Source organism: Leifsonia naganoensis (assembly GCF_013410615.1).
Taxonomy (GTDB): Bacteria; Actinomycetota; Actinomycetes; order Actinomycetales; family Microbacteriaceae; genus Leifsonia; species Leifsonia aquatica.
Map to the genome: position 1 here is coordinate 4,208,489 of NZ_JACCHJ010000001.1, position 26,203 is coordinate 4,234,691.

Sequence of the window (26,203 nt, forward strand, 5' to 3'; positions counted from 1 at the left end):
AGCGGCCGGGTCGCTCCTTCTCGGGCCGTGTCGTATTACCGCGCCGGGCGCGCCGTCGTGGTCATGACGACGGTCAGGGCGCCGTCGGCCTCCACTGCCTCCAGGGCGACCTCCACGGCCGCGAGCTCGGCCAGCGAGCGCAGGTGCGTGCCGCCGCACGGGATCGAAGCCGTGCCGTCGGGCAGCGCGCACGTCCACAGGCGCCGGTCGCCGAGGCCGTCGGCCTCCCGGTGCACCGACACCGGGGCGCCGGACGCGACCCAGCCGGCGAGCAGCGCGTTCGCCGCGGCGACGACCTCGTCGAGGCGGCCGGGAAGCTCGGCCGCGGGGAAGCCCTTCTTCCGCAGGCTCTTGCCGATGCGGTACTCGTCGCGCGAGCCGTCCAGGAGGATGCGGGACGACACGATCGCCAGCCGGTCGAAGTCGGGACGGCCGCGGCCGTCGCCGGGCACCTCCTTCGTCCACAGCGGCGCGAGTGCCTCGTTGAGGGCGAGCGAGGCGAGGTGGCAGGCGGTGTGGCCGGCGGACAGCGCACGGCGCACCTCCGGATCGACGTCGACCGTCACGGTGGTGCCGGGCTCGAGGCCGGTCGCGTCGTCGACGAGGTGGCACACCACGAACGACCAGCCCTCGGTGCCGGTGCGCACGGGCGCGTCGCCGACGTGGAACGTCTCGCCGTCGGTCGCCCCGACCATGGCGTCGACGATCGGACGGGAACGGCCGTCGACGGACAGGGTCCCGGCGTCCGCGGGCTGATCGGGCCACACCGGGTCGACGGCGTGGAACGCGGTGCGGTCCAGCACGACGGCGGTGCGCCCGTCGGGCAGCGGCGCCGTGTGGACGACGGTTCCGGTGGAGGTGAGATCGCCGTCGGGGTAGGTGACGACCGTGTCGGTCCGCGGGAGGGTCATCCCCCCAGCGTAGGTGGAGTCCGCGGAGCGGCCAGTAGGCTGACGCAGTGATCAGACGAGCCACCCGCGCGCTGACGGTGCTCGCCGTCGTCGGGCTCCTGGCCGCGTGCACGCCGGTCCAGGCGGAGCGGCTCGAGGACGACGCCGCCTCGGCCCCGGCCGTCGCCCGGTTCTACGAGCAGCCCGACCCGTTGCCCGCCGGGGGTCCGGGCGCCGTCATCCGCTCGGCGCCCACGCTCGGCGCGCCCCCCGGCTCCGTCGCGACGCGCATCCTGTTCCACTCGACCGATCTGAACGGCCGGCCGGTCGTGAACTCGGGACTGCTGGTCGTGCCCGACTCCCCCGCACCCGCCGGAGGACGCACGATCGTCTCGTGGGGCCACCCCACGACCGGCGTCGCCGAGGACTGCGCGCCCTCGCGGTCCGTCGACCCGTACGACAGCGTCGAGGGGCTCACCGACTTCCTGAACCGCGGGTACGCCGTGGTCTACACGGACTACACCGGGATGGGCACCGCCGGCCCCGACTCCTACCTCGTGGGCGACACCGAGGGTCGCAACGTGCTCGACGCCGCGCGTGCCGCCCGCGCCGTGCTCGGCGACGACGGCAGCGACCGCGTCGTGTTGTGGGGGCACTCGCAGGGCGGGCAGGCGGTGCTCTTCGCCGCGCAGCTCGCGCACACGTACGCGCCCGAACTCGACGTGCGCGCGGCGGCCGTGGCCGCGCCCGCCACGGACCTCGCCTCGCTGCTGCGGGACGATATCGGCGACGTCTCGGGCGTCACGATCGGCTCCTACGCGTTCCAGGCGTACTCGACGGTCTACGACGAGCCGCTCGACAGCATCCTGACCCCGCACGCGATCACCGCCCTGCCCGCCATGAACGACCTCTGCCTGCTCTCGCAGAACAAGGAGCTGCACACGATCGCCCAGCCGCTGGTCGGCCGGTTCCTCACCTCGGATCCCGAGACGGCCGAGCCCTGGGCCGGGCTGCTCGCGCAGAACACGCCGGGCGGCACCGCGCTGGCGATGCCGCTCTTCGTGGCGCAGGGCGAGAGCGACAAGCTGGTGCGCCCCTCCGCGACCGACACGTTCGTGGCGGCCGCGAAGGCGGACGGCACGACAGTGACGTACGACCGGATCCCCGGTGCGACGCACGCCACCGTCGCGCTGCGCTCGCTCCGCTCCCTCTTCGACTGGCTGCACGCCGTCGGAGTGAGCGGGACGCCCGACGCTACGAGGTGAGCGACTCCACGTACTCGGCGTGCTCGTCCATCCACTTCGACACGATGCCGTCGTACTGCGACGACTGCGCACCGCTGTTGAACATGACGTTCTCGAGCGAGTAGAGCAGGTCGGAGTCGAGCGAGAAGCCCTTCACCCAGCCTGCGACCTCCGGGAACTTCTTGGCGAAGTCCGCGCTGCCGATCGAGTGGATGGACTCCGCCTCGCCGAGCGCGCCCTTCGGGTCCTTGAGGTCCTTCAGGTCGAACTCGTCGTAGGCCCAGTGGGGGCGCCACAGGGTCACGGCGACGTCGTCGCCCTTCTTCATCGCGGCGGTCAGCTCGGCGAGCATGGCGGGAGTCGAAGAGGTGACGAAGTCCATCGAGCCGAGGCCGTAACCCGGGATGACCTTGTCCTGCGTCGCCTGCGTGAGGCCGGCGCCCGGCTCGATGCCGACGAGGCGGTTGCCGAAGTCGGACGAGTGGGCGGCGAGCTCGTCGAGCGAGTCGATCGGCGCGTCCTTGTTCACGGCGATGGTGAGCTTGGCTTCCGTGTTCCACGCACCGAGGTCGGTGAGCTTCGAGCCGTACTTCTTCATGTACGCCTCGTGGGTGGTCGGCAGCCAGCCGTCGAACGCCACGTCGTAGTCCCCGGTGGAGAGACCGGCGAAGGCGGGGCCGGCATCCGCGTACTCGAAGTCGACGGTGTAGCCCTCCTTCTCGAGCACGTGCTTCCAGAGGTACGAGGCGGCCTCGCCTTCAGGCCAGCCGTTGAAGACGGCGACCTTCACGGTGCCCTTGTCGCCGGTGGAGGCGGTGGAGGCGGCGGTCACGGCCGTGCCACCGACCGCGACGAGCACGGCGGCGCCGAGCACGGCGAGGGCACGCTTGGGCATGCGCAGGCGTGCGCGGCCGACCGAGGCGGTGAGGCGGTCGAGGATGATCGCGAGGATCACGACGGAGACGCCGGCCTCGAAGCCGAGCCCCACATCCACCCGGCTGAGCGCCTGGACGATGTCGCGCCCGAGCCCGCCCGCGCCGACCATGCCGGCGATGACGACCATCGAGAGGGACAGCATGATGACCTGGTTGACGCCGGCCAGGATGGACGGCATCGCGAGCGGCAGCTGGATCTGGCGCAGGATGCGGCGCGGCGGGGATCCGAACGCGCGCCCGGCCTCCACCAGCTCCTTGTCCACGCCGCGGATGCCGAGCTCGGTCAGGCGCACGCCCGGCGCCATCGCGAACACGATCGTCGCGACCATGCCCGGCACGACGCCGACGCGGAACAGGATGAGGGCCGGGATCAGGTAGACGAACGCGGGCATCGTCTGCATGAAGTCGAGCACGGGGCGGATGATCGCCGAGGCGGTCTTGGACCGGGCGGCCAGGATGCCGAGCGGCACGCTGATCGCGATCGCAATGGCGGCCGAGACGAGCACGAGCGCCAGCGTGTCCATGGCGTTCGACCACTGGTCGACGCTCGCGATGACGAGCAGCCCCACCACCGTGCCCGCGCCGAAGATCCAGCCGCGCAGCCACACGGCCAGCACGGCGAAGATGAGGATGATGGCCCAGAACGGCGGGGTCTGGAGCAGCCAGTCCATGCCGTCGAACATGCCGGTGAAGATCATCCGGATGACGTCGAAGAAGCCGCCGAGCGTGGTGGTCACGAAGTCGACGACGTGGTCGGCCCACTCGCCGAGCGGGAGGCGGAAGCCGTTCACGCGGGCACCTCCTCACCGCGGGAGGACGGTTCGTCCCCGGCGGTCTCGCTGAGCGCGAGTGTCATGGCGTCGACGGAGACGGTCGCCGGCGGCTCGACGATGACCGGGATCTCCATCGTGTCGCTGGAGACGTTGCCGAGCGCCGCGAGCAGGGTCACGCGCGGGATGACGCCGAGCAGGCGGGTCTTGTCGTCGACGACGGCGAGCGGGAGGTCGCTGCCGACGGACGGCTCGACCAGCTCGCTCAGGACCTCGTCCCGGTCGACGGAGGCGATGTCCTCGCGGATGACCTCGCGCAGGTCGCTGCGGCCCTCGCGCACCTGGCGCATCACGTCGCGGTCGCGCACGGCGCCGAGCAGGGTGCGTCCCTGACCGACGACGAACGCGGCGGAGGTCTGGAGGTCGCGCATCGTGCGCATCGCGGCGCGCGGTCCGCCGGCGACGGTCACCAGCGCGCGGGCCGGCTCCATCACACTGGCGGCGGTGAGCACGCGGGCACGGTCGACGTCCTGCACGAAGCTCGCGACGTAGTCGTTGGCGGGATCGGTGAGGATCTCCTCCGGGGTGCCGGTCTGCACGATGCGGCCGTCGCGCATCACGGCGATGCGGTCGCCGAGGAACATGGCCTCGTTGAGGTCGTGCGTGATGAACACGATGGTCTTGCCCAGCGATGCCTGCAGCTCGAGGAGCTGCTCCTGCATCTCTCGGCGGATCAGCGGATCGAGGGCCGAGAACGCCTCGTCCATCAGGAGGACGTCGGTGTCGGCGGCCAGCGCACGGCCGAGGCCGACGCGCTGCTGCATGCCGCCGGAGAGCTCGCTCGGGAGCTTGTCGCCCCAGCCGCCCAGACCGACGAGCTCGAGGACCTCCTCGGCGCGGGCGCGGCGCTCGGCACTCGGGGTGCCGCGCACCTCCAGGCCGTAGGCGATGTTGTCGACCACGGTGCGGTGCGGGAGCAGGGCGAAGTGCTGGAAGACCATCGAGATGTGACGCTGACGTACCTCCCGCAGCCGCTTGCCGGTCAGGCCGGTGATGGTGGTCCCCATCACGTCGACCTCGCCGGCGGTCGGCTCCAGGAGGCCGTTCAGCAGCCGGATCAGCGTCGACTTGCCGGAGCCGGACAGGCCCATGACGACGAAGATCTCGCCGCGGTTGACCGTCAGTCCTGCGTCGATCACGGCCGCGGTCCCCTGACCGGAGACCTCCTGCCGGGTGGCGCCGTCCCGGAGACGGCGGACCGCATCCTGGGGCTTGCGCCCGAATACCTTGTAGATGTTCCTCGCCTCGACGGCGACAGACTCGCTCACTTGCTCTCCGCAGGCACGCATCGCACAGGCGCGATGTCGGCCGGTGGTTGCGCCCGGGTGGTGGGCGTGCTGCGGTATCCGGGCGACTCGAGCGCGGACCCTCCGCGCGAATCACCACCGCCGGCGCGACCATCGGGGTGCGCCCACGCCCAGCCGACCGTACGTCCCGGGCGGGCCGAATACACGGTCCCGCGCCCGGGTCGCGGGCTGGGTTCACGGCCCCGTTCCGTGCTGTCGGAGCACACCGGGGCGCTTTCGACCGTATCAGCGGTCGCGGGTCGGATGCCAAATCGCTTCCGCCGCCGATGCGTGATACGGGCCCGATGCGGCAGAGTGGATGTCATGGCCGACACCTCCGGAGACCACAGCTGGCAGCGCGTCCCGATCGAGCCCCAGAGCGTGGACGCCCCGCTCTCGCGGGCGGCCGTCTTCCTCGTCGTGACGGTGGGCGATTCACCTGATGCCGTCGCCACAGTGAAGGACGTGCTCGGCGACCTCGCGGGGCTGGTCAAGACGGTCGGGTTCCGCGACCTGAACGCGCACCTGTCGTGCAATGTCGCGATCGGTGCGGCCGTCTGGCCGCGGCTCACCGACGTCGCACCGCCGCGCGAACTGCACGCCTTCCGGGAGTTCCGCGGGGTGCACACGGCGGTCGCCACCCCCGGCGACCTGCTCTTCCACATCCGGGCCGAGCGCGGCGACTTCACGTTCGAGTTCGAGCGGCTGCTGCTCTCGGCGCTCGGCGACGCCGTGACGGTGGTGGACGAGGTGACAGGCTTCCGCTACTTCGACTCGCGCGACCTGCTGGGCTTCGTGGACGGCACCGCGAATCCCACCGGCTCCGAGATGGACGCTTCGGCCATCGTCGGCGACGAGGATCCGGTGCACGCCGGCGGCAGCTACGTCGTCGTGCAGAAGTACCTGCACGACCTCGGCGCCTGGAACGCACTCGGCACGTCGGAGCAGGAGGCTGTGATCGGCCGAACCAAGAGCGACAACGTCGAGCTCGACGACGTGACCGACGGGCGCAAGGCCCACAAGACCCTCGCGACCATCACCGGCGAGGACGGCGTCGAGCACGACATCCTGCGCGACAACATGCCGTTCGGGCGGCCGGGTCAGGCCGAGTTCGGCACCTACTTCATCGGGTACTCGCGCGCGCTTTGGGTGATCGAGCGGATGCTGGAGCGGATGTTCGTCGGCGACCCGGCCGGCTCCTACGACCGCATCCTGGACTTCTCGACCGCCGTGACCGGAACGACCTTCTTCGCGCCGACCCGCGGCTTCCTGGACGCCTTGGCCGACTGACCCACCGCGATCCCGGCGAGCACGATCGCGAGACCGAGCAGCTGGCGGCCGGTGAGCGTCTCCCCCGCGATGAGCGCGCCGAGCAGCACTCCCGTGACCGGGTTGAGGAGGCCGATGAGCCCCACCGTCGCCGGGCCCAGGTGGCGCAGTCCGCTGAACCAGGCGAGGAACGCGACCGCGGTCGCGATCACGGTGACATAGGCGAAGCCCGCGATCGCGGGGCCGTCGAGTGCGGGAGGCGCGCCCTCGAACACGAGCGCGAGCGGGAGCATCAGGAGGCCGCCGGCGATCAGCTGCCAGGACGTCGCGGAGAACACGTCCACCTCCCCCTCCCAGCGCGTCGCGAGCACGTAGCCCACGGACGACAGCAGCATGGCCGCGATCGCGGCGACCACCCCGAGGGGATCGACGGCGTTCGCCGCGCCCAGCAGCATCACGGCCACGCCGATCGCCCCGGCGATGCCGCCCGCCAGCGCGAGGAGCCGCGGGCGCTGGCCCAGCACCAGCCAGGCGAGACCCATCATGGCGAGCGGCGAGGCCGCCATGACGGTGGAGGCCACGCCCGACGGCAGCAGGCGGGCCACGGCGTAGACGAGGGCGAAGAACCCGCCCGAGGTGAGGACGCCCAGCACAGCCGACCTCCACCACCACGCTCCGCGCGGGAGGCGGCGCTTCACCAGCAGGAGGAGGAGGCCGGCCGGCAGCGCGCGGAGCACCGCGCCCCACAGCGGCTCCCCCGGGAGGACGGCGCGCGTGACGACGTAGGTGGAGCCCCAGGCGATCGGGGCGATGGCGGTGAGGGCGACCCAGCCCCATTTAGCTTCCATGGAAGCTACTTTAGCTTCCTCGGAAGGTATTGTGAAGGCATGGAGAAGTCGATCCCGGCACACCCCGATCACGTCGCGCGCATCCAGCAGGAATGGCGCCGCGAACGTCCCGACCTCGACGTCTCGCCGCAGGGCGTCATCGGCCGGTTGCATCGCGTGGCCGCCCGGCTGACCGAGGAGCTCGCCACCGTCTACGCCGAGCACGGCCTCGGCGAGGGAGACTTCGACGTGCTCGCCGCCCTCCGGCGCGCGGGTGAACCCTTCGAGCGCACGCCCGGAGAGCTCGCCGAGCACACCATGGTCACGACCGGAGGCATGACGAAGCGCCTCGACCGGCTGGAGCACGCCGGGCTCGTCGCCCGGCGCGCGGCCGACGGCGACGGGCGCGGAAGGGTCGTCGCGCTGACGCCGCTCGGCCGCACGACGATCGACGCCGCGTTCACGGCCCACATGGCGAACGAGAAGCGCCTCCTGGACGAGCTCGCGCCCGACGACGCCCGCGCACTGGAGGGCATCCTGACCCGCTGGCTCGGGACGCTGGAGGGGTGAGCGGGCGCGCGGGTGCGGTGGGCGCGCCCGCCCGCGAAGGGTGAGTTGTTGCGGGTAAAGGGTGCCCAATACCCGCAACTAATCTCACCTCGCGAGACAGGGGTGTGGAGAGGGTCCCGCGAGGGGTGAGTTGTTGCGGGTAAAGGGGGTCCAACACCCGCAACTACTCGCACCTCGCGAGGCAGGGTTTGGGGGCTCCCGTGGGGTGCGGAGGAGCTCCCGCGAAGGGTGAGTTGTTGCGGGTAAAGGGGGCCCAATACCCGCAACTACCCGCACCTCGCGAGACAGGGTGTGGGGGCTCCGGCGGGATGTGGAGGAACTCCCGCGAGGGGTGAGTTGTTGCGGGTAAAGGGTGCCCAATACCCGCAACTACTCGCACCTCGCGAGGCAGGGTTTGGGGGGCTCCCGTGGGGTGCGGAGGAGCTCCCACGAGGGGTGAGTAGTTGCGGGTAACGCTGGCCCAGCACCCGCGACTAGTCACGCCTCGCGAGATGCGGCGGCGGGTGCGGGGGTGCGCGCGGTCAGGGCGTCGAGCACCGCGCGCGCCACGCGGTCGTTCTCGCGGAAGGCCAGGGCGTTCGTGCCCGGCCGCGAGAAGGCGCCGGCGAAGGGCGCGGTCGTGAAGGGGCCGATCGCCCAGCGCGCCGGATGCGGCGAGCCGTCCGGGCGCAGCAGCCGGGATTCCTCGGTCGAGACGCGCACCTGGCCGTGGCGCACCGAACCGGCACCGGAGGTCACGAGGTCGAGCAGCGCGGGTTCGTCGCTCGTCTCGGCGGTGGCGGCGGGCAGCCATGCGTCGATCAGGGCCGTGACCTCCGTCTCATCCGGAACGCTCGCGCTGCCGACCCGGAACACTTCGGCCTCCTCATCGGCCGTCACCCGGATCCCGGCGCCGGCGAAGCGGACGATCCCGGCCTCCGACAGCGCGATGAGCTCCTCCAGCCGATGCCCGGGAGGTCCGGATGCGACGTAGCTGAAATACCCCGGCCACCACCCGACCACGTCGCGACGACGCGACTCCTCGGTCCAGAGCTCACCCGCGAGGTGCGGGGCGATCGCGAACAGCGCGTGCAGCAGGGCCGTGAAGAGCCCGAGGGTCGCGCTGCGGTCCGGGTGAGTGCGGTGATGCAGATCGGTGCGGAGGTGGGTGCGGACCCACTCCTGTAGGGCCTCGGGGTCGTCGAAGCGGGCGCCGTCGAGGGGCCGGTCGAACGCGTCCAGGTGCAGGGCGTCGTCGGGATGCCGCAGGGCACGCGCGACCAGCGCGCGGTAGCCGCCACCCTCCGGTCCGACGCGATCGAGCTCGGCGACGAACGTGGACCACGGGAGGCGGACCCGCTCGGGATGACCGGTGAACAACTCGCGGTAGTAGCCGTGCACGAGCTCCCGGGCGATCAGCGGCCAGACGGCGTCGCGGAAGTCGAGCCGCTCCGGGGAGGCGGCCAGCGCCGCCACGACCTCCGGCGTCAGATGGCGGAGCGCGGGAGGCTCGCCGACCAGCTGCGACGAGATCTTCGACCGGTACGGGACGCCGCGGCGCGAGCCGATCAGGAGGTGCGGCTCCAGGCCGCTCGGGACGTAGCGCAGACCGGGGCCGTCGTCACGCACGAAGCGGCCTCCCCGCCCCTCCGTCAGCAGCACGATCAGATCCACCGCGGCCAGGCCGAAGCCGCGCACCGCGACCGTGCGGCCGGGTCCGAACGCGTCGAGATCGGCGTCGGCCGTGAACGCCGGGGCGACGTAGTCGAGGCTGTGACGTGCCGCGAATGTCGCGAACTCCGCCGACTCCCCCACCGGCTCGCTTCCCGCGTGGCCCAGCGCGTAGACGACTGCGTCGACGGTCAGACTGCCGCCGCTCGCGAGGTGCACGACCTGCGGGCCCTCCACACCCTCCACCGCGCGCACGCGGTCACGATGGAGGACGACGGTCACGCCGTCGTCGAGAGCGGCGACGGCCCGGCGGAGGAACCAGTCCAGGTAGTGGCTCTGCAGCCGCCGCGTCGGGAAGTCCCCGCGCTGCAGACCGCGCAGTTCGGCCGCCACGAGCGGGTCCTCGATGTGGGCATCGTCGAGGGATCCGGCCCGCACGGCCTCCACCCACTCCAGCAACGACGGGCCGGGGCGCACCGGGCCCTCGACCGTGCACGAGTCGTCGGTGAACATCGTGACGTCCTCGACCATCGAATTCAGCTTGAGCAGCGGCGACTGGTCGCGCCGCCAGATGCGACCGGCCCCGGGCGGGAACGGGTCGATCAGGTGCACGATCGCGGCGGGCCGATCGTCGCGCACCGACCGCGCGGCGGCGAAGCGCTCCAGCCAGCCCGCGGCGCGCGGACCGGCTCCGACGAGGGCGACGGAGGCGGGCGGGGCGGTGGACGGCATCCGAGCAGCGTCGCCCGCCGACGGCCTGCTGCCAAGCCTCCGTTTCGCCGTGTGACGCCCGCGTCGCAAACCGTAACGGGAGCTCCCGTCCGCTTGACGGCCGCCCGTACGGTCGTCGGCAACCGTTCCGCTCCCCATCCGATTGGAGGCCCGTCGATGACCGCATCCCCCGTCATCGCCGACGAGTTCCGGTACGTCGACGCCACCGACGAGCTGGCCCGACCGCTGCTCGTCGAGCTCGAACTCGAGTACGACACCCGGTACGGCGACTTCTTCGGCGAGCGCGCCTCGACCGAGTTGAGCCGCTACCCCGCCGAGGAGTTCGCGGCGCCGCACGGCGCCTTCGTCGTGCTGCTGCGCGCCGGGACGCCCATCGCGGGCGGCGCGTTCAAGCGCTACGACGAGAGCACCGCCGAGCTCAAGCGCATCTGGACGAGCTCGGCCCACCGCCGCGAGGGACTCGGCCGCCGGGTCGTCGCCGAGCTGGAGTCCGAGGCCGTGCGCCGCGGCTACACCCGGGTGTACCTCACCACCGGGCCGCGCCAGCCGGAGGCGAAGGGCCTGTACCTCGCCGCGGGGTACACGCCGCTGTACGACCCGGCCCTGACCGCGGAGGAGGTCGGCATCCACCCGTTCGAGAAGACGCTGTCGGCGCGCTCCGCAGGCGGCCGACGATGAGCGCGACCACGACGGCCGCGCCGACGACGGCGGACGCCGCAGCCACCGCCACGGGATCGACGCCCTCCGGACGCGCGCCCCTCCCCGACTCCGCCGCCCTGCGCCGCCTGGCCGACCGGCCGGTGCTCGCCCTCCGCCACCCGGGACGCTGGCTCGGCGCCGCCCTGGTGCTCCTGCTGCTGGTGAACGCCGGGCAGTCGTTGTTCACCAACCCGTCGTGGGAGTGGGCGAAGGTCGGAAAATGGCTGTTCAGCCCCGCGATCCTGACCGGTCTCCAGCTCACCCTCACCGCCACCGCGATCAGCGCCGTCGTGAGCTTCGTCGGCGGTGTCGTCATCGCGCTGGGCCGCCTGTCGCCCAACCCGGTGCTCAACACCGTCAGTTGGCTGTACGTCTGGCTGTTCCGCTCGGTGCCGCTGATCCTCGTCCTGATCTTCCTGTACAACCTGGGCAGCCTCTACCCGTCGATCGGGATCGGGATCCCGTTCGGCCCGCAGCTCACGGTGCCGACGGTGACGGTGCTCTCCGATCTGACGCTCGGCGTGATCGGCCTGAGCCTCAGTGAGATCGCGTACGCCTCCGAGATCGTCCGCGCCGGCGTGCTCGCCGTGGACCCGGGCCAGCAGGAGGCTGCGAAGGCCCTCGGCCTCTCCCGCGGCCGGCAGTTCCGCCGGGTCATCCTGCCCCAGGCGCTGCGGTCGATCGTGCCCGCGTACGTCAACCAGATCATCGGCCTCCTGAAGGCCAGCTCCCTGCTCTTCTACGTCTCCCTGCTCGACCTGTTCGGCGTGGTCCAGAGCATCGGCAGCACGAACCCCGGCGACATCATCCCGCTGCTGGTCGTCGCCACCATCTGGTACCTGGTCCTGACCAGCGTCGTCTCGACCATCCAGTACTACATCGAGCGCTACTACGCCCGCGGATCGGTGCGCGCCCTGCCGCCGACCCCGTTCCAGCGACTGCGCGGCTGGGCGAACAACCGTCTGGACGGTGCAGTATGAGCGCCGGCATCGAGATCGCCAACGCGACCAAGGCCTTCGGAGATCGTCCCGTGCTGCGCGGGATCGACCTCACGATCGAGGCGGGCACGGTCACGGTCGTGCTCGGCCCGTCCGGCTCAGGCAAGTCCACGCTGCTGCGCGCCATCAACCACCTGGAGCCGCTCGACGAAGGCTATGTGGTCGTGGGCGGCGAGCTGATCGGCGTGCACGTGCACCGCGGCCGGCTGAAGGAGCTCAGCGAGCGGCGCATCCTCGCCCAGCGCGCCCGGATCGGATTCGTCTTCCAGAGCTTCAACCTCTTCCCGCACCTGACGATCCTCGAGAACGTGACCGAGGCCCCGATCGCGCACGGCGTTTCCCCGGGGGCCGCCCGGGAACGGGCCCGCACCCTCCTGGCACGTGTCGGTCTCGCCGAGAAGGAGGCGGCCTACCCCCGCCAGCTCTCCGGCGGCCAGCAGCAGCGCGTGGCGATCGCCCGGGCGCTCGCCCTGGAGCCCGAAGTGCTGCTCTTCGACGAGCCGACCAGCGCCCTCGACCCCGAGCTCGTCGGCGAGGTGCTCGCGGTCATCCGCTCGCTCGCCGGCAGCGGCGCGACCCTCGTGGTCGTCACACACGAGATCGGCTTCGCCCGGGAGGTGGCCGACCGCGTCGTCTTCCTCGACGACGGCGTCGTGGTCGAGCAGGGCACCCCGGCCGACGTGCTCGACCACCCGCGCGAGAAGCGCACCAGAGAGTTCCTGAGCCGCGTGCTCTGAACACCACCCGCACACCGCCAACCGCACCCTGGAGAAACCCATGACACAGCACATCCCCCGGCGCCGCCGACGGACCATCGCGTCCGCCGCGCTCGTCGCCACCGCGCTCATCGCCTCCCTCGCGGCCTGCTCCGGACAGGCGTCGGCGAGCGGCACGAGCGACGGATCCGACACCGTCACCGTCGGCGCCCACTCGAACGGCGTCGCCACCGAGACCACGGTCGAGCTGAAGCAGGTCGACAGCATCCGCGACACCCTGCCGGAGAGCGTGAAGAAGAGCGGCAAGCTGGTCGTCGGCCTCGGCGCGCTGCCCTCCGGCTTCCCGCCCATCACCTACATCGGCGACGACCAGAAGACGTACACCGGCACCGATCCCGACCTGGCGCGCCTCGTCGCGAAGGTGCTCGGCCTCCAGCCGGAGTTCAAGAACGCCACCTGGCAGAACCTCTTCGTCGGCATCGACAACGGGACCATCGACACCGGCTTCTCGAACATCACGGTGACCGAGGAGCGCAAGCAGAAGTACGACTTCGCCTCCTACCGCCAGGACATCCTCGCGTTCGCCGTGCTCAAGAAGAGCACCTGGCAGTTCGACGGCGACTACGAGAACCTCGCCGGGCTGACGGTCGCGACCGACCGCGGCACCAACCAGGAGAAGATCCTGCTCGAGTGGCAGCAGAAGCTCCAGGCCGAGGGCAAGACGCTCGACGTCAAGTACTACCCGGACACCAATGCGGTGTACCTCGCGTTGAACTCGGGCAAGATCGACGCCTACTTCACGCCGAACCCGTCCGTCGCCTACCAGGAGACGCAGACCGCGAAGACCGCCAACCCCATCCGCACCGCCGGCACGTTCTCCGGGGCGGGCGAGACCGTGAAGGGCCTCATCGCCGCCACCTCGAAGAAGGGCAGCGGACTCGCCGAGCCGGTCGCGGCGGCGCTGAACTACGTCATCGAGCACGGTCAGTACGCGAAGGTCCTGAAGGCATACAACCTCGCGAACGAGTCCGTGCCGACCTCCGAGGTCAACCCCGCGGGGCTCCCGCTGAGCAACCAGTGACACCACGCGGACGGCCCGGTCGCCTCCCGCGGCCGGGTCGCCCGCAACAGGCCGTCATCTACATGGCGACCGACCCCGCGAGGAGGGTAGAAACGAGCGATCATGTCGCGCATCTTCACGAGTAAATTCAACCCCGGCAAAGCCCGGTGGGAGCTGGTGGTCAGCCCCCGGGGCGACGTGTACGCCTTCCCGCTCACGCTGCCCATCGCCCAGCGCCAGGTTCTCGGCGGTCACAAGCGGTACCTGGTGGGCAAGGTCGAGCGCGGCAGCGCCGCGTGGACGGCCGCCGGCCCCTCCGGGCTGGTCTACGGCACGACCTTCCCGTCGCTGCCGTCGGCCCTGGAGGCGATCGCCGACGAGGTCGACCTGGCGCCGGTCCCGTAGCGCCCGCCCGGCGCGGCGCGCGGAACGGAGGATGGATCGGCCCCGCAGGGCCGGATCTCCTCCGTTCCCGGCGTTTCGGGTCCCTTCGCGACCCGATCTCCTCCCGTGGCCACGTCGTGGACAGCGGAGGAGATTTCGCGCGACACGCCGGCCGCAGGCCGGTAACGGAGGGGATCCTGAGCCGCTAGGCCCGGATCTCCTCCGTCCGCGACCGAGCGGATCAGGCCGACTTGAGGAGGGCGTCCTCGAGGGCGACCCAGGGCAGCATGGCGCACTTGACGCGGGTGACGTACTTGGAGACGCCGGCCAGCGCGACCGCGTCGCCGAGCACCTCGTCGTCGCCCTCCAGAGCGCCTTTGGAGTGCATGAGCTCGCGGAACGCGGCGACCGCCTCCGCCAGCTGCGCGCGGTCGACATCGTGCACGAGGTCGCTCAGCAGGGACGCCGACGCGGTCGAGATCGAGCAGCCGTGACCCTCCCAGCTGATCGCTGTGATGCGGCCGTCGGCGGCGGGATGCACGCCGACGGTGACCTCGTCGCCGCAGGTCGGGTTGAGCTGGTGCGAGCTCGCGGCCGCGTCGTCGCGCAGGCCGTAGCCGTGCTTCTCGCGCGCGTGATCGAGGATCACCTGCTGGTAGAGGTTCTGCAGATCGCTGGAGGTCATGCGGCCACTCCGAAGAAGGCGCGGGCGTCGGCGACGGCGGCGACGGCCGCATCCACCTCGTCCGCGGTGTTGTACAGGTAGGTGCTGATGCGCGTGCTCGCGGTGGCGCCGAAGCGGCGGTGCACGGGCTGCGCGCAGTGGTGGCCGACGCGCACGGCGATGCCGCGGTCGTCGAGGAACTGGCCGACGTCGTGCGAGTGGATGCCGTCGACGACGAAGCTGGCGAGGCCGACCCGCGGGGTTCCCACGCCCGGACCGAGCACGCGGACGCCGGGAATATCGTCGAGTGCGGCGAGCATCCGCCCGCCCAGCGCCTCCTCGTGCTCCGCGATGGCGGCCATCCCGACCGCGTCGAGGTAGTCGACGGCCGCGGCGAGCGCGACCGCCTGCGAGACGCGCTGCGTGCCCGCCTCGAAGCGTTGCGGCGCCGGGAGGTACTCGGCGCCCTCGAGCGTCACGGTCGTGATCATGGAGCCGCCGGTGAGGAAGGGCGGGAGCGCGTTCAAGAGGTCGGCGCGGCCGTAGAGCGCGCCGACGCCGGTGGGGCCGAGCATCTTGTGGCCGGAGAAGACCGCGAAGTCGACGTCGAGCGCGGCGACGTCCACCGGCAGGTGCGGGACGGACTGGCAGGCGTCGAGCACGACCAGCGCGCCGTGCTCGTGCGCGAGCGCGACCAGCTCGGCGACGGGGGCGATCGCGCCCAGCACGTTGGAGACGTGGGCGAACGCGACGACGCGGGTGCGCGGGCCGATCAGCTCGGCCGCCTGGTCGAGGCGCAGGGTGCCGTCGTCGTGGAGGCCGATGATGCGGAGGGTCGCACCGGTGCGTGCGGCGAGCTCCTGCCAGGGCACGAGGTTGGCGTGGTGCTCGGCCTCGGTGGCGACGATCTCGTCGCCGGGCCCGAGCCGGAAGCGCGCCGACTCCGCGCCGCCGCGGCCGAGGGAGGCGTTCGACATCCCGTACGCGATGAGGTTCAGCCCTTCGGTGGCGTTGGAGGTCCACACCAGCTCGTCGGGGCGCGCTCCGACGAAGCGCGCGACGCGTTCGCGGGCCTCCTCGAACAGCTCGGTGGCCTCGCCTGCGACCGTGTGGGCGCCGCGATGCACCGCCGAAGTGTAGGTCTCGGCGAAGGCGCGTTCTGCGTCGAGCACCTGGCGGGGCTTCTGGGAGGTGGCCCCGGAGTCGAGGTAGACGAACGGGTGGCCGTTGACCTCGCGGGCGAGGATCGGGAAGTCCGCGCGCAGGCGGGCCGTGTCGAGGATGTCGGTGCGCATACGGTCCTCAACCATACAAGCGGCTCCTGCAATCCCGCCGTGCGTTCTGCAACCCGCGTGACCCCGGATGACGGGGGTTACGCCGCGTGTCGGCAGCCCTTGCCCGCCCCCGGTGGGCCGCCGGTAGCGTCCTGCGGCATGAGCATCGCATCCGACATCGACACCACCGCCTTCACGGCCGCGTGGCACGCCTGGCACGACGCGCACGAGGCCGCGCGCGCCGACGCCCACGGCTTCCTCGCCATCACCTCCCTCCGCTGGCTGACCGCGGAACCGGAGCGCTTCGACGACGTGCCCGGCGCGTGGTCGACGGGCGAGGACGGCCCGGTCGTGCAGCTCGCCGACGGCGAGGAGCTGATCGTCGACGGTGCAACCGTCACCGGACGCCACGCGTTCGGGCCGATCGCGGAGCGGGACCAGCGGATCGTCTCGTTCGGCGACGCGGTGGTGGAGGTCGCACGCCGCGGCGGGTCCGACATCGTCCGCCCGCGGCATCCCGACGCCCCCATCCGCTCCGCGTACGAGGGCACGCCGACCTACGCGCCCGACGAGCGGTGGCTGATCGCCGGCCGGTTCGAGCCGTTCGCCGAGCCCCACGACGTCACCGTCGGGTCGGTGGCGGAGGGCCTGGAGCACGTGTACGCCGCACCGGGCGACGTCGTCTTCGAGCACGACGGCGCCGAGCACCGGCTGACGGCCTTCGACGGACGGACCCCCGGTGCCCTCCACGTCCTGTTCCTGGATGCGACGAGCGGCGTCACGACGTACGCCGCGAACCGCTCGCTCGCCGTCGCGGCTCCCGCGGCCGACGGCTCGGTCGCGCTCGACTTCACGCGCGCCGTCAACCTCCCGTGCGCTTACACCGATTTCGCCACCTGCCCGCTGCCGCCGGCCGGCAACCGCCTGCCGTTCGCCGTGACGGCCGGCGAGCGCATCCCCGTCGAGCGCGGCGGAGAGCGGGGCCACGCATGACCGGCCTCGTGCTCGGCGTCGAACTCGACGGCGACGGCGCGCATCCCGCCGCCTGGCGTGCCGCGTCGCACGCTCCCGCTGATCTGCTCTCGGGGTCGGTCGTCGCAGGGCGGGCGCAGCTCGCCGAGCGCGCGGGGTTCGCCTTCGCGACGTTCGACGACGCCCCCATCGCGCCCGGCCACCCCGGCGGTCCGCAGGCGCGCCTGGACGCGGTGCTCCGCGCGGCCTACGCGGCGCCGCTGACCTGCGCGATCGGCCTCGTCCCGACGGTCCACGGCGTGTACGGCGAGCCCTTCCACGTCGGCACCCAGCTCGCCAGCCTCGACTACGCATCCCACGGGCGCGGCGGCTGGCTGGTCGCGGCCGACCCCGACGCCCGTGCCGCCGCCGTGTTCGGCCGTCCGTCCGTCTCCGCGTCCGTCGCGGTCGACCGTGCCGCCGACGCCGTGGAGGTGTCGCGCCGCCTCTGGCTGTCCTGGGAGGCGGACGCGGTCATCGCTGACGTGCCCACCGGTCGCTACCTCGACCGCGACCGCGTGCACCACATCGACTTCGCCGGGGACGACTACCGCGTGACGGGTCCGTCCATCGTGCCGCGGCCTCCGCAGGGCCTGCTGCCGGTCTTTGGGCCGGCCGCGCTCGCCGAGCGCCTCGAGCTCGATGTGGCGCTCTTCGACGTCGCCTCGACAGAGCCGGGCGAGCTCGTCGCCGCCTCCGCCGCGCTCGCCTCGACGCTGCGCTCGCGCGGAGCGGTCCTCGCGGTGCTCGAGCTGGAGGTCGCCCTCGACTCCGCGGGAGTGCCTGCCGCGACCCGCATCGCGGCGCTCGACGCGCACGACCCATGGGACGGCAGCCGTGCCCGGTTCGCCGGCACCGGGCCGGCCCTGGTCGAGCTGCTCGCGGCGCTCGCCACCGTCGTCGACGGCGTCCGCCTGCATCCCGCGGTGCTCGACGTCGACCTGGAGGAGCTCGGCCGCGCCGTCGTCCCGGCGCTGCGCGAGCGCATCCCGGTCGCGACGCCCCGCGCGGGCGACGCCCTCCGCACCACCCTGGGCCTCGCGGAGGCGCCGGCCCTCCCACACACCGCCGACCGTCTCGAGGAGTCCGCATGACCGCCCCCACCGTCCTCCGCTTCGGCGTCTTCTTCCAGGGTGTCAACTTCAGCACCGTGTGGTCCGACCCGGCCAGCGGTTCGCAGATCGACTTCGAGAGCTTCCGCCGGGTGGCGCAGACTGCCGAGCGCGGCCTGTTCTCGGCGTTCTTCCTCGGCGAAGGTCTGCGCCTGCGCGAGCACCTGGGACAGCTGCACCAGCTGGACGTGGCGGGACGCCCGGACGCGCAGACCCAGCTCGCCGCCCTGGCCGCGGTGACCAGCCGGATCGGGCTCGTCGCCACGCAGAACACGACCTACAACGACCCGTTCGATCTGGCGCACCGGCTGAACAGCCTCGACCTGCTCTCGGGAGGCCGCGCCGCCTGGAACATCGTGACGACCGACAACGCGTGGACGGGTGAGAACTTCCGCCGCGGCGGCTACCTCGACCACGCCGACCGGTACACGCACGCCGAGGCCGTCGTCGTCGCGGCGAAGGCCCTCTGGGACGCCTGGGACGACGAGATCGCCGACGCGACCGATGCCGCAGCCTGGTCACGGCCCGGGCGGGGCACCGGCACCGCCGAGGCGCGCACCGGGCACTACACGGCGCAGGCCGTCTCACGCCTCCCGCGCAGCCCGCAGGGCCACCCCGTGCTGTTCCAGGCCGGCGACTCCCCCGACGGCCGTGACTTCGCCGCGCGCCAGGCCGACGTGATCTTCTCGGCGCACAGCGCCTTCGACGACGCATCCGCCTTCGCCGCCGACATCCGTCAGCGCACGCTGCGGGCAGGGCGGCCGGCGGACGACCTGAAGATCTTCCCGGGTCAGGAGTTCGTCATCGCGGACACCGACGCCGAGGCGGAGGAGAAGGCCCGCTGGCTGCGCCGCGCCCAGATCTCGCCGCAGACCGCGATCGCGTTCATCGAGAACATCTGGGGAACGGATCTCTCCGCACTCGACCCGGACGGCCCCCTCCCCTCCTTCGATCCGGTGCAGGAGACGACCGGCGAGACCCGCGGCACCGCGTTCCGCGCCGCCCAGGCCAAGACCACGGCCGATGCCTGGCGTGCGCGTTCGGAGGCCGAGGGGCTCTCGATCCGGGAGCTGGTGATCGCGCTCAACTCGACCCGCGGCTTCGTGGGGAGCGCCGGTTCCGTCGCGGCGACCCTCCAGCGCTACGCCGACGCCGGCATCGTCGACGGGTTCAACATCACCCCGTGGCTCATCCCGTCGGGCCTCGACGACATCGTCGACCTGCTGGTGCCCGAGTTGCAGGAGCGCGGCATCTACCCGACCGAGTACGCCGGCAGCACGCTGCGCGAGAACCTGGGCCTGCGGGCGCCGCTGACCCGGCGCGAGCGGGCCGCGCAGAGCGCCTGACGGGGCGCACGGGCGGGCCCGCCGCGACGGCGCGCCGCTGGGTAGGCTGAGGGAATGGTCGAACGCACGAACGGCTCCCCCTGGTACTTCATCGGCGGCATCGCACTGATCGTCGTCGGGCTGGCCGTGCCCCTGCTCGTCGACGCGGCCACCGGGCAGGTGCAGTGGCTCGTGCGCGGCGCGGGTGTGCTGGTCGCGATCATCGGCGCGGTGCTGCTCGGCTTCGGGATCCGCCGCCGGCGCGGGCGCTGACCCCCGTCCGCGGGTCGACCGGTCTAGACAGGACAGCACGCCCAGCGTAGGTTCGGCCCGTGCGCTCTCGCTTGCCGGTCATCCTCACGACAGTCGCGGCCCTCGCCCTTCTGCCGCTCATCGCCGCGACACCGGCCTCGGCCGCGACGACCGGATTGTGGGCGGGATGGACCGCCAACAGCCCGAGCTCGTACACCGTGCAGGTGGCGAACACGCCGGCGATGACGGCCACGGTGACGACGGACTCGCGCGCCGGTCAGATCGGCGTCATCTCGGGAGCATCGACCTGGCTGTCGCAGGGCACGCCCGTCGGCGCTAAGTATGGTTCGAGCCTGAACCGGCCCTATCTCAACCTGCGCCCCAAGGCGGACAATCCGGCATCCCCGTCGACCACGACGTACTCGTTCGCCAACCCGACGCCGACCTCCGGCTGGACCTTCGTGCTCGGCGACATCGACGCCGACAAGGTGCAGATCCGCGCCGTCGGCCCGAACGGGACGGCGCTCACCGCCGCTCAACTGGGCTTCAACGGCGGATTCAACTACTGCGCCCCCGGCGTCGCCGGCAAGCCGTCGTGCACGGGGTCCGCGACGGACGTGCCGACCTGGGATGCGACGACGCAGACCCTCACCGGCAACGCGGCCGCGGCCGACACCAACGGTGCGGCCGGCTGGTTCGAGCCGACAGCACCCATCTCGTCCCTGACGTTCATCTACACCCAGCGCAGCGGGCTCCCCGTCTACCAGACCTGGTTCGCCTCCCTCGCCCGGGATGTCACCGGCACGGTCACGACGACGGATGCCAGCAGCCCCGCGGGCGCGACGCTGACGCTGACCGACGCGAACGGCACCGTCGTCGGCACCACCACGTCCGGCGCGGACGGCACCTACTCGTTCCCCGGCGTCCAGGCGAGCGCGGGCTACACGGTGTCGATCACCCCGCCCGGCGGCTGGATCGCCGACGCGCCGCGTTCCCGCCCGGTCGATCTCTCCGCCACGGACGGCGTCGCCGACTTCTCGATGCACGTCATCGTCCCCGTGGCGGTGGGAGGCACGGTACGCGACACCGCCGGCAACGCCGTGCCCGGCGCGACGGTCGAACTCATGCCCGGCGTGACCACAGTCACGGGGCCGGACGGCACGTACCTGTTCGATCACGCGGAGGTCGGCCCGTACACGGTGCAGGTCACCGACGTCCCGGCCGGATACACGGTCGTCACCCCCGGCCAGCCCATCACCGTGCCCTCCGGCTCGGAGACCCCCATCCTCGGCGTCGACTTCCAGGTGCGCGAGAACCCGAGCCTCAGCGGCACCGTCACCGACGCGGCCGGGCCGGTCGCCGGCGTCGTGATCACCGCGACCGGGCCGAGCGGCACCGTCAGCACCGTCACCGGCGCCGACGGCACCTATACGCTGCCCCGGCTCGACGCCGGCGGCTACTCCGTGACCGTCTCGGCGCCGGACGGCTACCTCATCAGCGGCCCCGCCGAGCGGGACGCCACCGTCGACGCCGACGACGTCACCGGGGTCGACTTCGCGCTGGCGAAGACCGGATCGCTCGCGGGCGTCGTGACCGCCGACACCGGACCTGTCGGGGGTGCGACGGTCGTCGTCACGGGGCCGGACGCCCCGACGACCCTCACGACCGGCACCGACGGCTCCTACGACCTGGGCGGACTCCCGCCGGGCGACTACACGATCACCCTCACCATCCCGGACGGCTACACCGCCTCCGGCCCGCTCACCCAGACGGTGACGATCACGGACGCCGGTGACGCGCTGGCCGTGCCGGGCTTCGCCCTCACGGCCGTTCCCGCACCGCCGACACCCACGCCGGGCGACGGTAGCGGGAGCACGTCGCTGACGACGGGCGAGCTCGCAGACACCGGTTCGACCGGCGCCTCGACCCTGATCGCGCTCGCGGCGCTCTTCACCATCGGTGGCGCGGCGACCATCGTCGCGGGCCGCCGCCGGGCGCGCGTGCGCCGCGGCTGACGGGGTCAGCCCAGCGGGGGCCAGCCCAGCGGGGCGCCGGCCCGACGGTGCGTCAGTCCCAGATCGGTCTGGCGTAGTCGGCGGCGGCGCGGATGCGGTCGCCCGACAGTTCCCGCGTCCCCTCGGCGAGACCGAAGGCGGGCCATTCCCACGCGAGCGTCAGCGGACCCTCCGGCGGCAGCGGCCACAGCCAGAGGTCGCCGGAGAAGACCTGCGTGTCGTCGCTGCCTCCACCGCTCCAGTTCGCCATGCCGAGCACGTGCTGGTCGGGCTCGGTGAGCTCTCCCGGCAACCACCACGAATCGCCGTCGGCGAGCAGGCGCTCCCCATCGGCCAGTTCCAGCCCCAGCCGCAGCGAGCCGAGCTCCTGCTCCCCCGGCAGCCTCGGGCCGCCGACGCGACGCACCAGCGAGGCCCAGGCGGCGTCGTCCTCGTCGAGCCTGCGCAGCCTCCACTCGACCAGGAACAGCGCGCCGTCGGAGTAGGCGCGCACACCGGAGAGCAGCAGGGCGAGGTTCTCGGTCGTGCCGAGCACGGCGGTTTCGGGGAGCGCGTGGGGCAGCTCGTCGTCGGGCGGGCGCGACCAGCGCGGGGCGCGGGAGCGCTGCGGGTCGCGACTGTCCACGGGGCGCTGCTCGCGCTCGGGGAAGAACCTCATCGACACCCCCATCCGTCCGCCGCTCGGGTGCAGGGACGGACACGTGTGGGGACACACTACCCGCGCCGGACAGCGTGGGGGAAGGTCGATTCCGTCAGCGGCCCTGGTGGCGCGGACGGAGGCTGCCTAGACTCTGGCGTGTCCGCGCAGCGACCGCGCGGAGCATCCGGGAAGGAGCACCCATGCCCACCGTCACCTCGGCCGACGGCACGACGATCGCGTACGAGACCACGGGGTCCGGCCCGGCTGTCATCCTCGTCGACGGCGCCTCCGCGCACCGTGCCGGCGGGCGCTCGCGCGAGATCGCGGCCGCCCTCGCCGATCGCCTCACCGTCGTCGCCTACGACCGCCGTGGACGCGGGGAGAGCGGCGACACCCTCCCCTTCGCGGTGGCGCGCGAGATCGAGGACCTCGCCGCCCTGATCGACGCCGTGGGCGGATCGGCCGCGCTCGTCGGCTTCTCGTCCGGCGGCGCGCTCGCCCTCACGGCGGCCGCCGCGCTCGGTCCCGAGACCGTGACCCGGCTGGCCGTCTACGAGCCGCCCTACGTTCCCGAAGAGGCGCAGGCACCCGCCCGGGAGTACACCGCCGCGCTCGGGGAGGCGCTGGCGCGCGACGATCGGGACGCCGCCGCCGAGCTGTTCTTCCGCCGGGTCGGCGTGCCCGACGAGCAGATCGCCGGGCTCCGGCAGTCGCCGCACTGGGGCGGGACGACGGCGCTCGCGCCCACACTGGCGTACGACGATGCCGCGCTCGGCGACTCGCTCATCCCGGACGAGGTCATCGCCGTGCTGCGCGTCCCCGTGCTCGGGATCGCGGGCGGCGCGAGCCCGTCGTTCCTCCACTACGGCGCGCACGAGATCGCCGCGGGCGGGGCGGACGGGCAGTACGCCGAGCTCCCGGGTCAGACCCACGACGTCCAGCCGGAGGCGATCGCGCCCGTGCTCGCGGGGTTCGTCACCGGTTCGGCCTGACGCCGCCGGGCGCCCGTCCCTGCCCTGGGCGGTCTGCCAGGATCGGAGCATGACGCACTACCGCGCGCACCGCGCCACGACCGAGACCTACGAGCTCGCGGAGGGCCCCGTCTGGGACGCCCCGCGCGACCGTGTCCTCTGGGTCGACATCCTCGCCGGAGCCGTGCTCACCGGACGTCTCGACGACGGCGCCATCAGGGTCACGGGGAGCCGCGCGTTCGGCGAACCGGTGGGCGCCGTGCTCCCCGCTCAGGATGGGCGGCTCGCGGTCGTCGGCCGCGATCGGATTCTGCTCGCCGGCGACGACACGGTCGAGGCGGGACCGCTCGTGGTCCCGGCCGGCGCGCGGAGCCGCACCAACGACGCCGCGGTCGACCCGGCCGGCCGGCTCCTGGTCGGGACGCATCCCCTCGACGACGGCACCGGGCCGGAGCGGCTGGTCCAGGTCGACGGCGAGCGGGTGCGCGTGCTCGACGACGACCTCCTGCTGTCCAACGGCTTGTGCTGGTCGCCGGACGGCGGCACCCTCTACTCCGTCGACACCCTGGCCACGACGGTCTGGGCGCGCAGCTATGACGTGGCGACCGGCGCGACCGGACCGCGTCGCGCGCACCTCGCGTCGAGGGAGCTGGTGGGCGGGATGCCCGACGGCATGTGCGCCGACACCGACGGGATGCTCTGGATCGCCTTCTGGGGCGCCGGCGAGGTGCGCCGCTTCGACTCGTCCGGGGCTGTCGTCGACACCGTCTCCGTCGACGCCCCGCACACGTCGAGCGTGGCGTTCGCCGGACCGGACCTCCGCACGCTGGTGATCACCACCGCCCGGGAGGGCCTCGACGCCGAGCAGCTCGCCGACGCGCCCGCCTCGGGTGCCATGTTCACGGTCGAGGTGGCGGCGCAGGGCCTCCCGCAGCCGGAGTACCGCGCGGCCTAGCGGCTGCCGACGTCAGCGCGTGGCGCGCCGCACCCGGCTGCGCTGCTCGCCCAGCCCCTCGATCGCGACACGGACGGTGTTCCCGTCGACGAGGTACGGGAAGCGCCCCGAGAGCGCGACGCCCTCCGGAGTCCCCGTGTTGACGATGTCGCCGGGATCGAGCACCAGGTACTGGCTGAGGTCGCGGATGAGCGTCGCGACGCCGAAGATCAGGTCGGCGGTGCTGGAGTCCTGCCGGGGCACGTCGTCGACCCAGGAGGCGAGCCGCAGACCGGTGTGGTCGACCTCGTCGGGCGTCACCAGCTCCGGTCCGAACGGGTTGAAGGTCTCGGCGCTCTTGCCCTTGGACCACTGGCCGCCGGAGACGTCGAGCTGCCAGGCGCGCTCCGAGACGTCGTCCGAGACGGCGAAGCCCGCGATGCACGAAAACGCCTCCTCGTCGGTCTGCAGGTAGCGGGCGCGACGACCGATCACCACGGCGAGCTCGACCTCCCAGTCCACCTTCTCGGCACCGGGCGGGAGGAGGATGTCGTCGTTCGGTCCGACCAGCGTGTTCGGGTGCTTGAAGAACACGATCGGATGCTCCGGCGGCGCCGAGCCCGACTCGGCGGCGTGCGCGGCGTAGTTCTGGCCGATGCAGACGATCGCGGCGGGGCGCGTCACCGGGGGTCCGATGCGCAGCTCGGCCGCCGCGGGCGGAGCCTCGGGCAGGCCCCCGGAGGCGAGGGCGGTCGCGGTGCGCGCGATGCCGTCCGAGGCGAAGAACGCGGGATCGATGTCGGGAGCGACGGTGTCGAGCTCGTAGAGCCGGCCGTCGGCGCGGACGAAGGGACGTTCGGCCCCCGCGGGGCCGAGGCGTAGGAATCGCATCGGAGGTCCTCTCAGTCGGCCGTGGCGGCGACGCGGTTGACGATCGCCGGGACGGCGCGGCCGGCCCAGTGGTCGATGATGTTGTCGGCGGCGTGCAGCGGCAGGTCGATCAGCGCCTCGGGCGAGTACCAGGCGGCATGCGGCGTGAGCAGCACGGTGTCGAGCGCGCGCAGCCGGCTCGACGCCGGCAGTGGCTCGCTCTCGAAGACGTCGATCGCGGCGCCGGCCAGCCGTCCGGATTCCAGCGCGTCCGCGAGCGCCTCCTCGTCGACGAGCGGCCCGCGGCAGGTGTTGACGATCACAGCGGTCGGCTTCATCGTCGCGAGCGCGGCGCCGTCGACCAGATGGCGCGTGGCGTCGGTGAGGGGCGCGTGGAGGGTGAGCACGTCCGCGCGCGCGATGGCCTCCTCCAGCGGCGCGGGCTCGAGGCCGTCGGCGAGGATGTCGACGTCGGGCACCATCGGGTCGGCGACGACGACGTGGAAGCCGAGGGCGGCGCAGCGGCGGGCGACGAGCGAGCCGATGCGGCCGTAGCCGACTACGGCGACCGAGGTCGCCGCGGGACGGAACCCCATCGGGCGCGCATCAACCGCCGACCATCTCCCGGCGCGCACGGCGCGGTCGTAGGAGACGAGACCGCGACCGAGGGTGAGGATCATGGCCAGCGTGTGGGTCGCCACCTCGTCGAGGCAGTAGGCGGGGGTGTTGGCTACGAGGATGCCGCGCTCGGTCGCCGCCTCGACGTCGATCATGTCGTAGCCGATCCCGAGCCGGCTGATGAAGCGCAGGTTCGGGAGGCGGTCGAGCAGTTCCCCGGTGATCGGCGCCCACTGCACGATGAGGGCGGAGGCGTCGGCGGCCGCGGCGACGATGTCGTCGGCCGACGGCGAGGCGGCACGGCGCACCCGGAGGCCGGCGGCGGTGAGCGCGTCGTCGGCGGCGGTGCCGGGCAGATCGCAGTCGGTGATCACAACGAGATCGGAAGTCATAATCCAAAACGCTATAGCATCTAGCGTTTTCAGGC

25 protein-coding genes are annotated in these 26,203 nt (G+C 72.5%); 15 read left to right on the forward strand and 10 right to left on the reverse strand.

All coding sequences use genetic code 11. The annotated features are described in order from the left end of the window. Positions 1 to 35: 35 nt before the first annotated feature. Positions 36 to 911 (reverse strand): alanyl-tRNA editing protein, encoded by an 876-nt coding sequence (locus HNR14_RS20250; RefSeq protein WP_179702388.1) that lies wholly within the window; start codon positions 909 to 911, stop codon positions 36 to 38. A 47-nt stretch (positions 912 to 958) separates the two neighbouring features. On the opposite strand from HNR14_RS20250, the gene HNR14_RS20255 reads away from it, so the two are divergent. Next, positions 959 to 2,155 carry an alpha/beta fold hydrolase gene (locus tag HNR14_RS20255; RefSeq protein ID WP_343064554.1) on the forward strand — a complete coding sequence of 399 codons (1,197 nt, stop codon included), beginning with the start codon at positions 959 to 961 and terminating at the stop codon, positions 2,153 to 2,155. Here the strand turns inward: HNR14_RS20255 and HNR14_RS21455 are convergent. Both HNR14_RS21455 and HNR14_RS20265 read right to left on the reverse strand, forming a co-directional pair. After that, entirely contained in the window at positions 2,145 to 3,860 is a 1,716-nt protein-coding gene (locus HNR14_RS21455; protein WP_179702389.1) for a glycine betaine ABC transporter substrate-binding protein, read from the reverse strand. The genes HNR14_RS20255 and HNR14_RS21455 overlap by 11 nt on opposite strands. After that, positions 3,857 to 5,188 (reverse strand): quaternary amine ABC transporter ATP-binding protein, encoded by a 1,332-nt coding sequence (locus HNR14_RS20265; RefSeq protein ID WP_179702390.1) that lies wholly within the window; start codon positions 5,186 to 5,188, stop codon positions 3,857 to 3,859. Before HNR14_RS20265 ends, HNR14_RS21455 begins: the two co-directional genes overlap by 4 nt. Positions 5,189 to 5,509: 321 nt before the next feature. Here HNR14_RS20265 and HNR14_RS20270 point away from each other — a divergent pair, with 321 nt between their 5' ends. After that, on the forward strand, positions 5,510 to 6,475 hold the full coding sequence (locus tag HNR14_RS20270; RefSeq protein ID WP_179702391.1) for a Dyp-type peroxidase: 966 nt from the start codon (positions 5,510 to 5,512) through the stop codon (positions 6,473 to 6,475). Here the strand turns inward: HNR14_RS20270 and HNR14_RS20275 are convergent. After that, on the reverse strand, positions 6,385 to 7,302 hold the full coding sequence (locus HNR14_RS20275; protein WP_179702392.1) for a DMT family transporter: 918 nt from the start codon (positions 7,300 to 7,302) through the stop codon (positions 6,385 to 6,387). The two genes, HNR14_RS20270 and HNR14_RS20275, sit on opposite strands and share 91 nt — an antisense overlap. A gap of 39 nt (positions 7,303 to 7,341) precedes the next feature. On the opposite strand from HNR14_RS20275, the gene HNR14_RS20280 reads away from it, so the two are divergent. Continuing rightward, a complete protein-coding gene (locus tag HNR14_RS20280) occupies positions 7,342 to 7,851 on the forward strand; it encodes a MarR family winged helix-turn-helix transcriptional regulator (RefSeq protein ID WP_021764268.1) in 510 nt (169 codons plus the stop codon). A gap of 477 nt (positions 7,852 to 8,328) precedes the next feature. On the opposite strand, the gene HNR14_RS20285 is transcribed toward HNR14_RS20280, so the two are convergent. Further along, positions 8,329 to 10,233, reverse strand: a complete 1,905-nt coding sequence (locus HNR14_RS20285) for an FAD/NAD(P)-binding protein (protein WP_179702393.1) — start codon at positions 10,231 to 10,233, stop codon at positions 8,329 to 8,331. A gap of 156 nt (positions 10,234 to 10,389) precedes the next feature. Here HNR14_RS20285 and HNR14_RS20290 point away from each other — a divergent pair, with 156 nt between their 5' ends. The 5 genes from HNR14_RS20290 (at position 10,390) to HNR14_RS20310 (ending at position 14,111) form a co-directional block, all read left to right on the forward strand. Continuing rightward, a complete protein-coding gene (locus tag HNR14_RS20290; protein ID WP_179702394.1) occupies positions 10,390 to 10,911 on the forward strand; it encodes a GNAT family N-acetyltransferase in 522 nt (173 codons plus the stop codon). After that, positions 10,908 to 11,912: an amino acid ABC transporter permease gene (locus HNR14_RS20295; protein WP_179702395.1), complete on the forward strand. Its 1,005-nt coding sequence runs from the start codon at positions 10,908 to 10,910 to the stop codon at positions 11,910 to 11,912. The genes HNR14_RS20290 and HNR14_RS20295 overlap by 4 nt, the downstream gene beginning before the upstream one ends. Further along, on the forward strand, positions 11,909 to 12,667 hold the full coding sequence (locus HNR14_RS20300; protein ID WP_179702396.1) for an amino acid ABC transporter ATP-binding protein: 759 nt from the start codon (positions 11,909 to 11,911) through the stop codon (positions 12,665 to 12,667). Before HNR14_RS20295 ends, HNR14_RS20300 begins: the two co-directional genes overlap by 4 nt. Positions 12,668 to 12,707: 40 nt before the next feature. Further along, the gene (locus HNR14_RS20305; protein WP_179702397.1) at positions 12,708 to 13,727 is read left to right on the forward strand and encodes a transporter substrate-binding domain-containing protein; all 1,020 of its coding nucleotides are present in this window, start codon (positions 12,708 to 12,710) and stop codon (positions 13,725 to 13,727) included. A gap of 102 nt (positions 13,728 to 13,829) precedes the next feature. After that, positions 13,830 to 14,111 carry a hypothetical protein gene (locus HNR14_RS20310; RefSeq protein ID WP_021763931.1) on the forward strand — a complete coding sequence of 94 codons (282 nt, stop codon included), beginning with the start codon at positions 13,830 to 13,832 and terminating at the stop codon, positions 14,109 to 14,111. A 220-nt stretch (positions 14,112 to 14,331) separates the two neighbouring features. Here the strand turns inward: HNR14_RS20310 and sufU are convergent, their stop codons facing one another. Both sufU and HNR14_RS20320 read right to left on the reverse strand, forming a co-directional pair. Then, positions 14,332 to 14,775 (reverse strand): Fe-S cluster assembly sulfur transfer protein SufU, encoded by a 444-nt coding sequence (gene sufU, locus HNR14_RS20315; protein WP_021763930.1) that lies wholly within the window; start codon positions 14,773 to 14,775, stop codon positions 14,332 to 14,334. Beyond that, positions 14,772 to 16,049: a SufS family cysteine desulfurase gene (locus HNR14_RS20320; protein WP_179702779.1), complete on the reverse strand. Its 1,278-nt coding sequence runs from the start codon at positions 16,047 to 16,049 to the stop codon at positions 14,772 to 14,774. The genes sufU and HNR14_RS20320 overlap by 4 nt, the downstream gene beginning before the upstream one ends. A gap of 138 nt (positions 16,050 to 16,187) precedes the next feature. Here HNR14_RS20320 and HNR14_RS20325 point away from each other — a divergent pair, with 138 nt between their 5' ends. The 5 genes from HNR14_RS20325 to HNR14_RS20345 are packed head-to-tail and all read left to right on the forward strand — an operon-like array spanning position 16,188 to position 21,743. Further along, positions 16,188 to 17,021, forward strand: a complete 834-nt coding sequence (locus HNR14_RS20325; RefSeq protein WP_179702398.1) for a DUF1684 domain-containing protein — start codon at positions 16,188 to 16,190, stop codon at positions 17,019 to 17,021. Further along, complete coding sequence (locus tag HNR14_RS20330) at positions 17,018 to 18,133, forward strand: LLM class flavin-dependent oxidoreductase (protein ID WP_179702399.1); 1,116 nt, start codon at positions 17,018 to 17,020, stop codon at positions 18,131 to 18,133. The genes HNR14_RS20325 and HNR14_RS20330 overlap by 4 nt, the downstream gene beginning before the upstream one ends. After that, positions 18,130 to 19,497, forward strand: a complete 1,368-nt coding sequence (locus HNR14_RS20335) for an NtaA/DmoA family FMN-dependent monooxygenase (protein WP_179702400.1) — start codon at positions 18,130 to 18,132, stop codon at positions 19,495 to 19,497. Before HNR14_RS20330 ends, HNR14_RS20335 begins: the two co-directional genes overlap by 4 nt. A gap of 54 nt (positions 19,498 to 19,551) precedes the next feature. Next, the gene (locus HNR14_RS20340) at positions 19,552 to 19,749 is read left to right on the forward strand and encodes a hypothetical protein (RefSeq protein ID WP_179702401.1); all 198 of its coding nucleotides are present in this window, start codon (positions 19,552 to 19,554) and stop codon (positions 19,747 to 19,749) included. 59 nt (positions 19,750 to 19,808) lie between these two features. Further along, positions 19,809 to 21,743: a carboxypeptidase regulatory-like domain-containing protein gene (locus tag HNR14_RS20345; protein ID WP_179702402.1), complete on the forward strand. Its 1,935-nt coding sequence runs from the start codon at positions 19,809 to 19,811 to the stop codon at positions 21,741 to 21,743. Positions 21,744 to 21,795: 52 nt separating this feature from the next. On the opposite strand, the gene HNR14_RS20350 is transcribed toward HNR14_RS20345, so the two are convergent. Then, positions 21,796 to 22,401, reverse strand: a complete 606-nt coding sequence (locus HNR14_RS20350; RefSeq protein WP_179702403.1) for a hypothetical protein — start codon at positions 22,399 to 22,401, stop codon at positions 21,796 to 21,798. 182 nt (positions 22,402 to 22,583) lie between these two features. On the opposite strand from HNR14_RS20350, the gene HNR14_RS20355 reads away from it, so the two are divergent. Both HNR14_RS20355 and HNR14_RS20360 read left to right on the forward strand, forming a co-directional pair. Further along, on the forward strand, positions 22,584 to 23,375 hold the full coding sequence (locus HNR14_RS20355; RefSeq protein ID WP_179702404.1) for an alpha/beta fold hydrolase: 792 nt from the start codon (positions 22,584 to 22,586) through the stop codon (positions 23,373 to 23,375). A 49-nt stretch (positions 23,376 to 23,424) separates the two neighbouring features. Further along, positions 23,425 to 24,309: an SMP-30/gluconolactonase/LRE family protein gene (locus HNR14_RS20360; RefSeq protein ID WP_179702405.1), complete on the forward strand. Its 885-nt coding sequence runs from the start codon at positions 23,425 to 23,427 to the stop codon at positions 24,307 to 24,309. A 12-nt stretch (positions 24,310 to 24,321) separates the two neighbouring features. Here the strand turns inward: HNR14_RS20360 and HNR14_RS20365 are convergent, their stop codons facing one another. Further along, positions 24,322 to 25,179 carry a fumarylacetoacetate hydrolase family protein gene (locus HNR14_RS20365; protein ID WP_179702406.1) on the reverse strand — a complete coding sequence of 286 codons (858 nt, stop codon included), beginning with the start codon at positions 25,177 to 25,179 and terminating at the stop codon, positions 24,322 to 24,324. Between the two features lie 11 nt (positions 25,180 to 25,190). Beyond that, positions 25,191 to 26,168: a C-terminal binding protein gene (locus HNR14_RS20370; RefSeq protein ID WP_179702407.1), complete on the reverse strand. Its 978-nt coding sequence runs from the start codon at positions 26,166 to 26,168 to the stop codon at positions 25,191 to 25,193. Between the last annotated feature and the right edge of the window lie 35 nt (positions 26,169 to 26,203).

What these genes read in the sequence shown, in the direction of transcription:
- HNR14_RS20250 (WP_179702388.1), bottom strand. Translation starts at nt 911, where the DNA reads ATGACCCTCCCGCGGACCGACACGGTCGTCACCTACCCCGACGGCGAT.
- HNR14_RS20265 (WP_179702390.1), bottom strand. Translation starts at nt 5,188, where the DNA reads ATGCGTGCCTGCGGAGAGCAAGTGAGCGAGTCTGTCGCCGTCGAGGCG.
- HNR14_RS20270 (WP_179702391.1), top strand. Translation starts at nt 5,510, where the DNA reads ATGGCCGACACCTCCGGAGACCACAGCTGGCAGCGCGTCCCGATCGAG.
- HNR14_RS20275 (WP_179702392.1), bottom strand. Translation starts at nt 7,302, where the DNA reads ATGGAAGCTAAATGGGGCTGGGTCGCCCTCACCGCCATCGCCCCGATC.
- HNR14_RS20280 (WP_021764268.1), top strand. Translation starts at nt 7,342, where the DNA reads ATGGAGAAGTCGATCCCGGCACACCCCGATCACGTCGCGCGCATCCAG.
- HNR14_RS20285 (WP_179702393.1), bottom strand. Translation starts at nt 10,233, where the DNA reads ATGCCGTCCACCGCCCCGCCCGCCTCCGTCGCCCTCGTCGGAGCCGGT.
- HNR14_RS20290 (WP_179702394.1), top strand. Translation starts at nt 10,390, where the DNA reads ATGACCGCATCCCCCGTCATCGCCGACGAGTTCCGGTACGTCGACGCC.
- HNR14_RS20295 (WP_179702395.1), top strand. Translation starts at nt 10,908, where the DNA reads ATGAGCGCGACCACGACGGCCGCGCCGACGACGGCGGACGCCGCAGCC.
- HNR14_RS20300 (WP_179702396.1), top strand. Translation starts at nt 11,909, where the DNA reads ATGAGCGCCGGCATCGAGATCGCCAACGCGACCAAGGCCTTCGGAGAT.
- HNR14_RS20305 (WP_179702397.1), top strand. Translation starts at nt 12,708, where the DNA reads ATGACACAGCACATCCCCCGGCGCCGCCGACGGACCATCGCGTCCGCC.
- HNR14_RS20310 (WP_021763931.1), top strand. Translation starts at nt 13,830, where the DNA reads ATGTCGCGCATCTTCACGAGTAAATTCAACCCCGGCAAAGCCCGGTGG.
- sufU (WP_021763930.1), bottom strand. Translation starts at nt 14,775, where the DNA reads ATGACCTCCAGCGATCTGCAGAACCTCTACCAGCAGGTGATCCTCGAT.
- HNR14_RS20320 (WP_179702779.1), bottom strand. Translation starts at nt 16,049, where the DNA reads ATGCGCACCGACATCCTCGACACGGCCCGCCTGCGCGCGGACTTCCCG.
- HNR14_RS20325 (WP_179702398.1), top strand. Translation starts at nt 16,188, where the DNA reads ATGAGCATCGCATCCGACATCGACACCACCGCCTTCACGGCCGCGTGG.
- HNR14_RS20330 (WP_179702399.1), top strand. Translation starts at nt 17,018, where the DNA reads ATGACCGGCCTCGTGCTCGGCGTCGAACTCGACGGCGACGGCGCGCAT.
- HNR14_RS20335 (WP_179702400.1), top strand. Translation starts at nt 18,130, where the DNA reads ATGACCGCCCCCACCGTCCTCCGCTTCGGCGTCTTCTTCCAGGGTGTC.
- HNR14_RS20340 (WP_179702401.1), top strand. Translation starts at nt 19,552, where the DNA reads ATGGTCGAACGCACGAACGGCTCCCCCTGGTACTTCATCGGCGGCATC.
- HNR14_RS20350 (WP_179702403.1), bottom strand. Translation starts at nt 22,401, where the DNA reads ATGAGGTTCTTCCCCGAGCGCGAGCAGCGCCCCGTGGACAGTCGCGAC.
- HNR14_RS20355 (WP_179702404.1), top strand. Translation starts at nt 22,584, where the DNA reads ATGCCCACCGTCACCTCGGCCGACGGCACGACGATCGCGTACGAGACC.
- HNR14_RS20360 (WP_179702405.1), top strand. Translation starts at nt 23,425, where the DNA reads ATGACGCACTACCGCGCGCACCGCGCCACGACCGAGACCTACGAGCTC.
- HNR14_RS20365 (WP_179702406.1), bottom strand. Translation starts at nt 25,179, where the DNA reads ATGCGATTCCTACGCCTCGGCCCCGCGGGGGCCGAACGTCCCTTCGTC.
- HNR14_RS20370 (WP_179702407.1), bottom strand. Translation starts at nt 26,168, where the DNA reads ATGACTTCCGATCTCGTTGTGATCACCGACTGCGATCTGCCCGGCACC.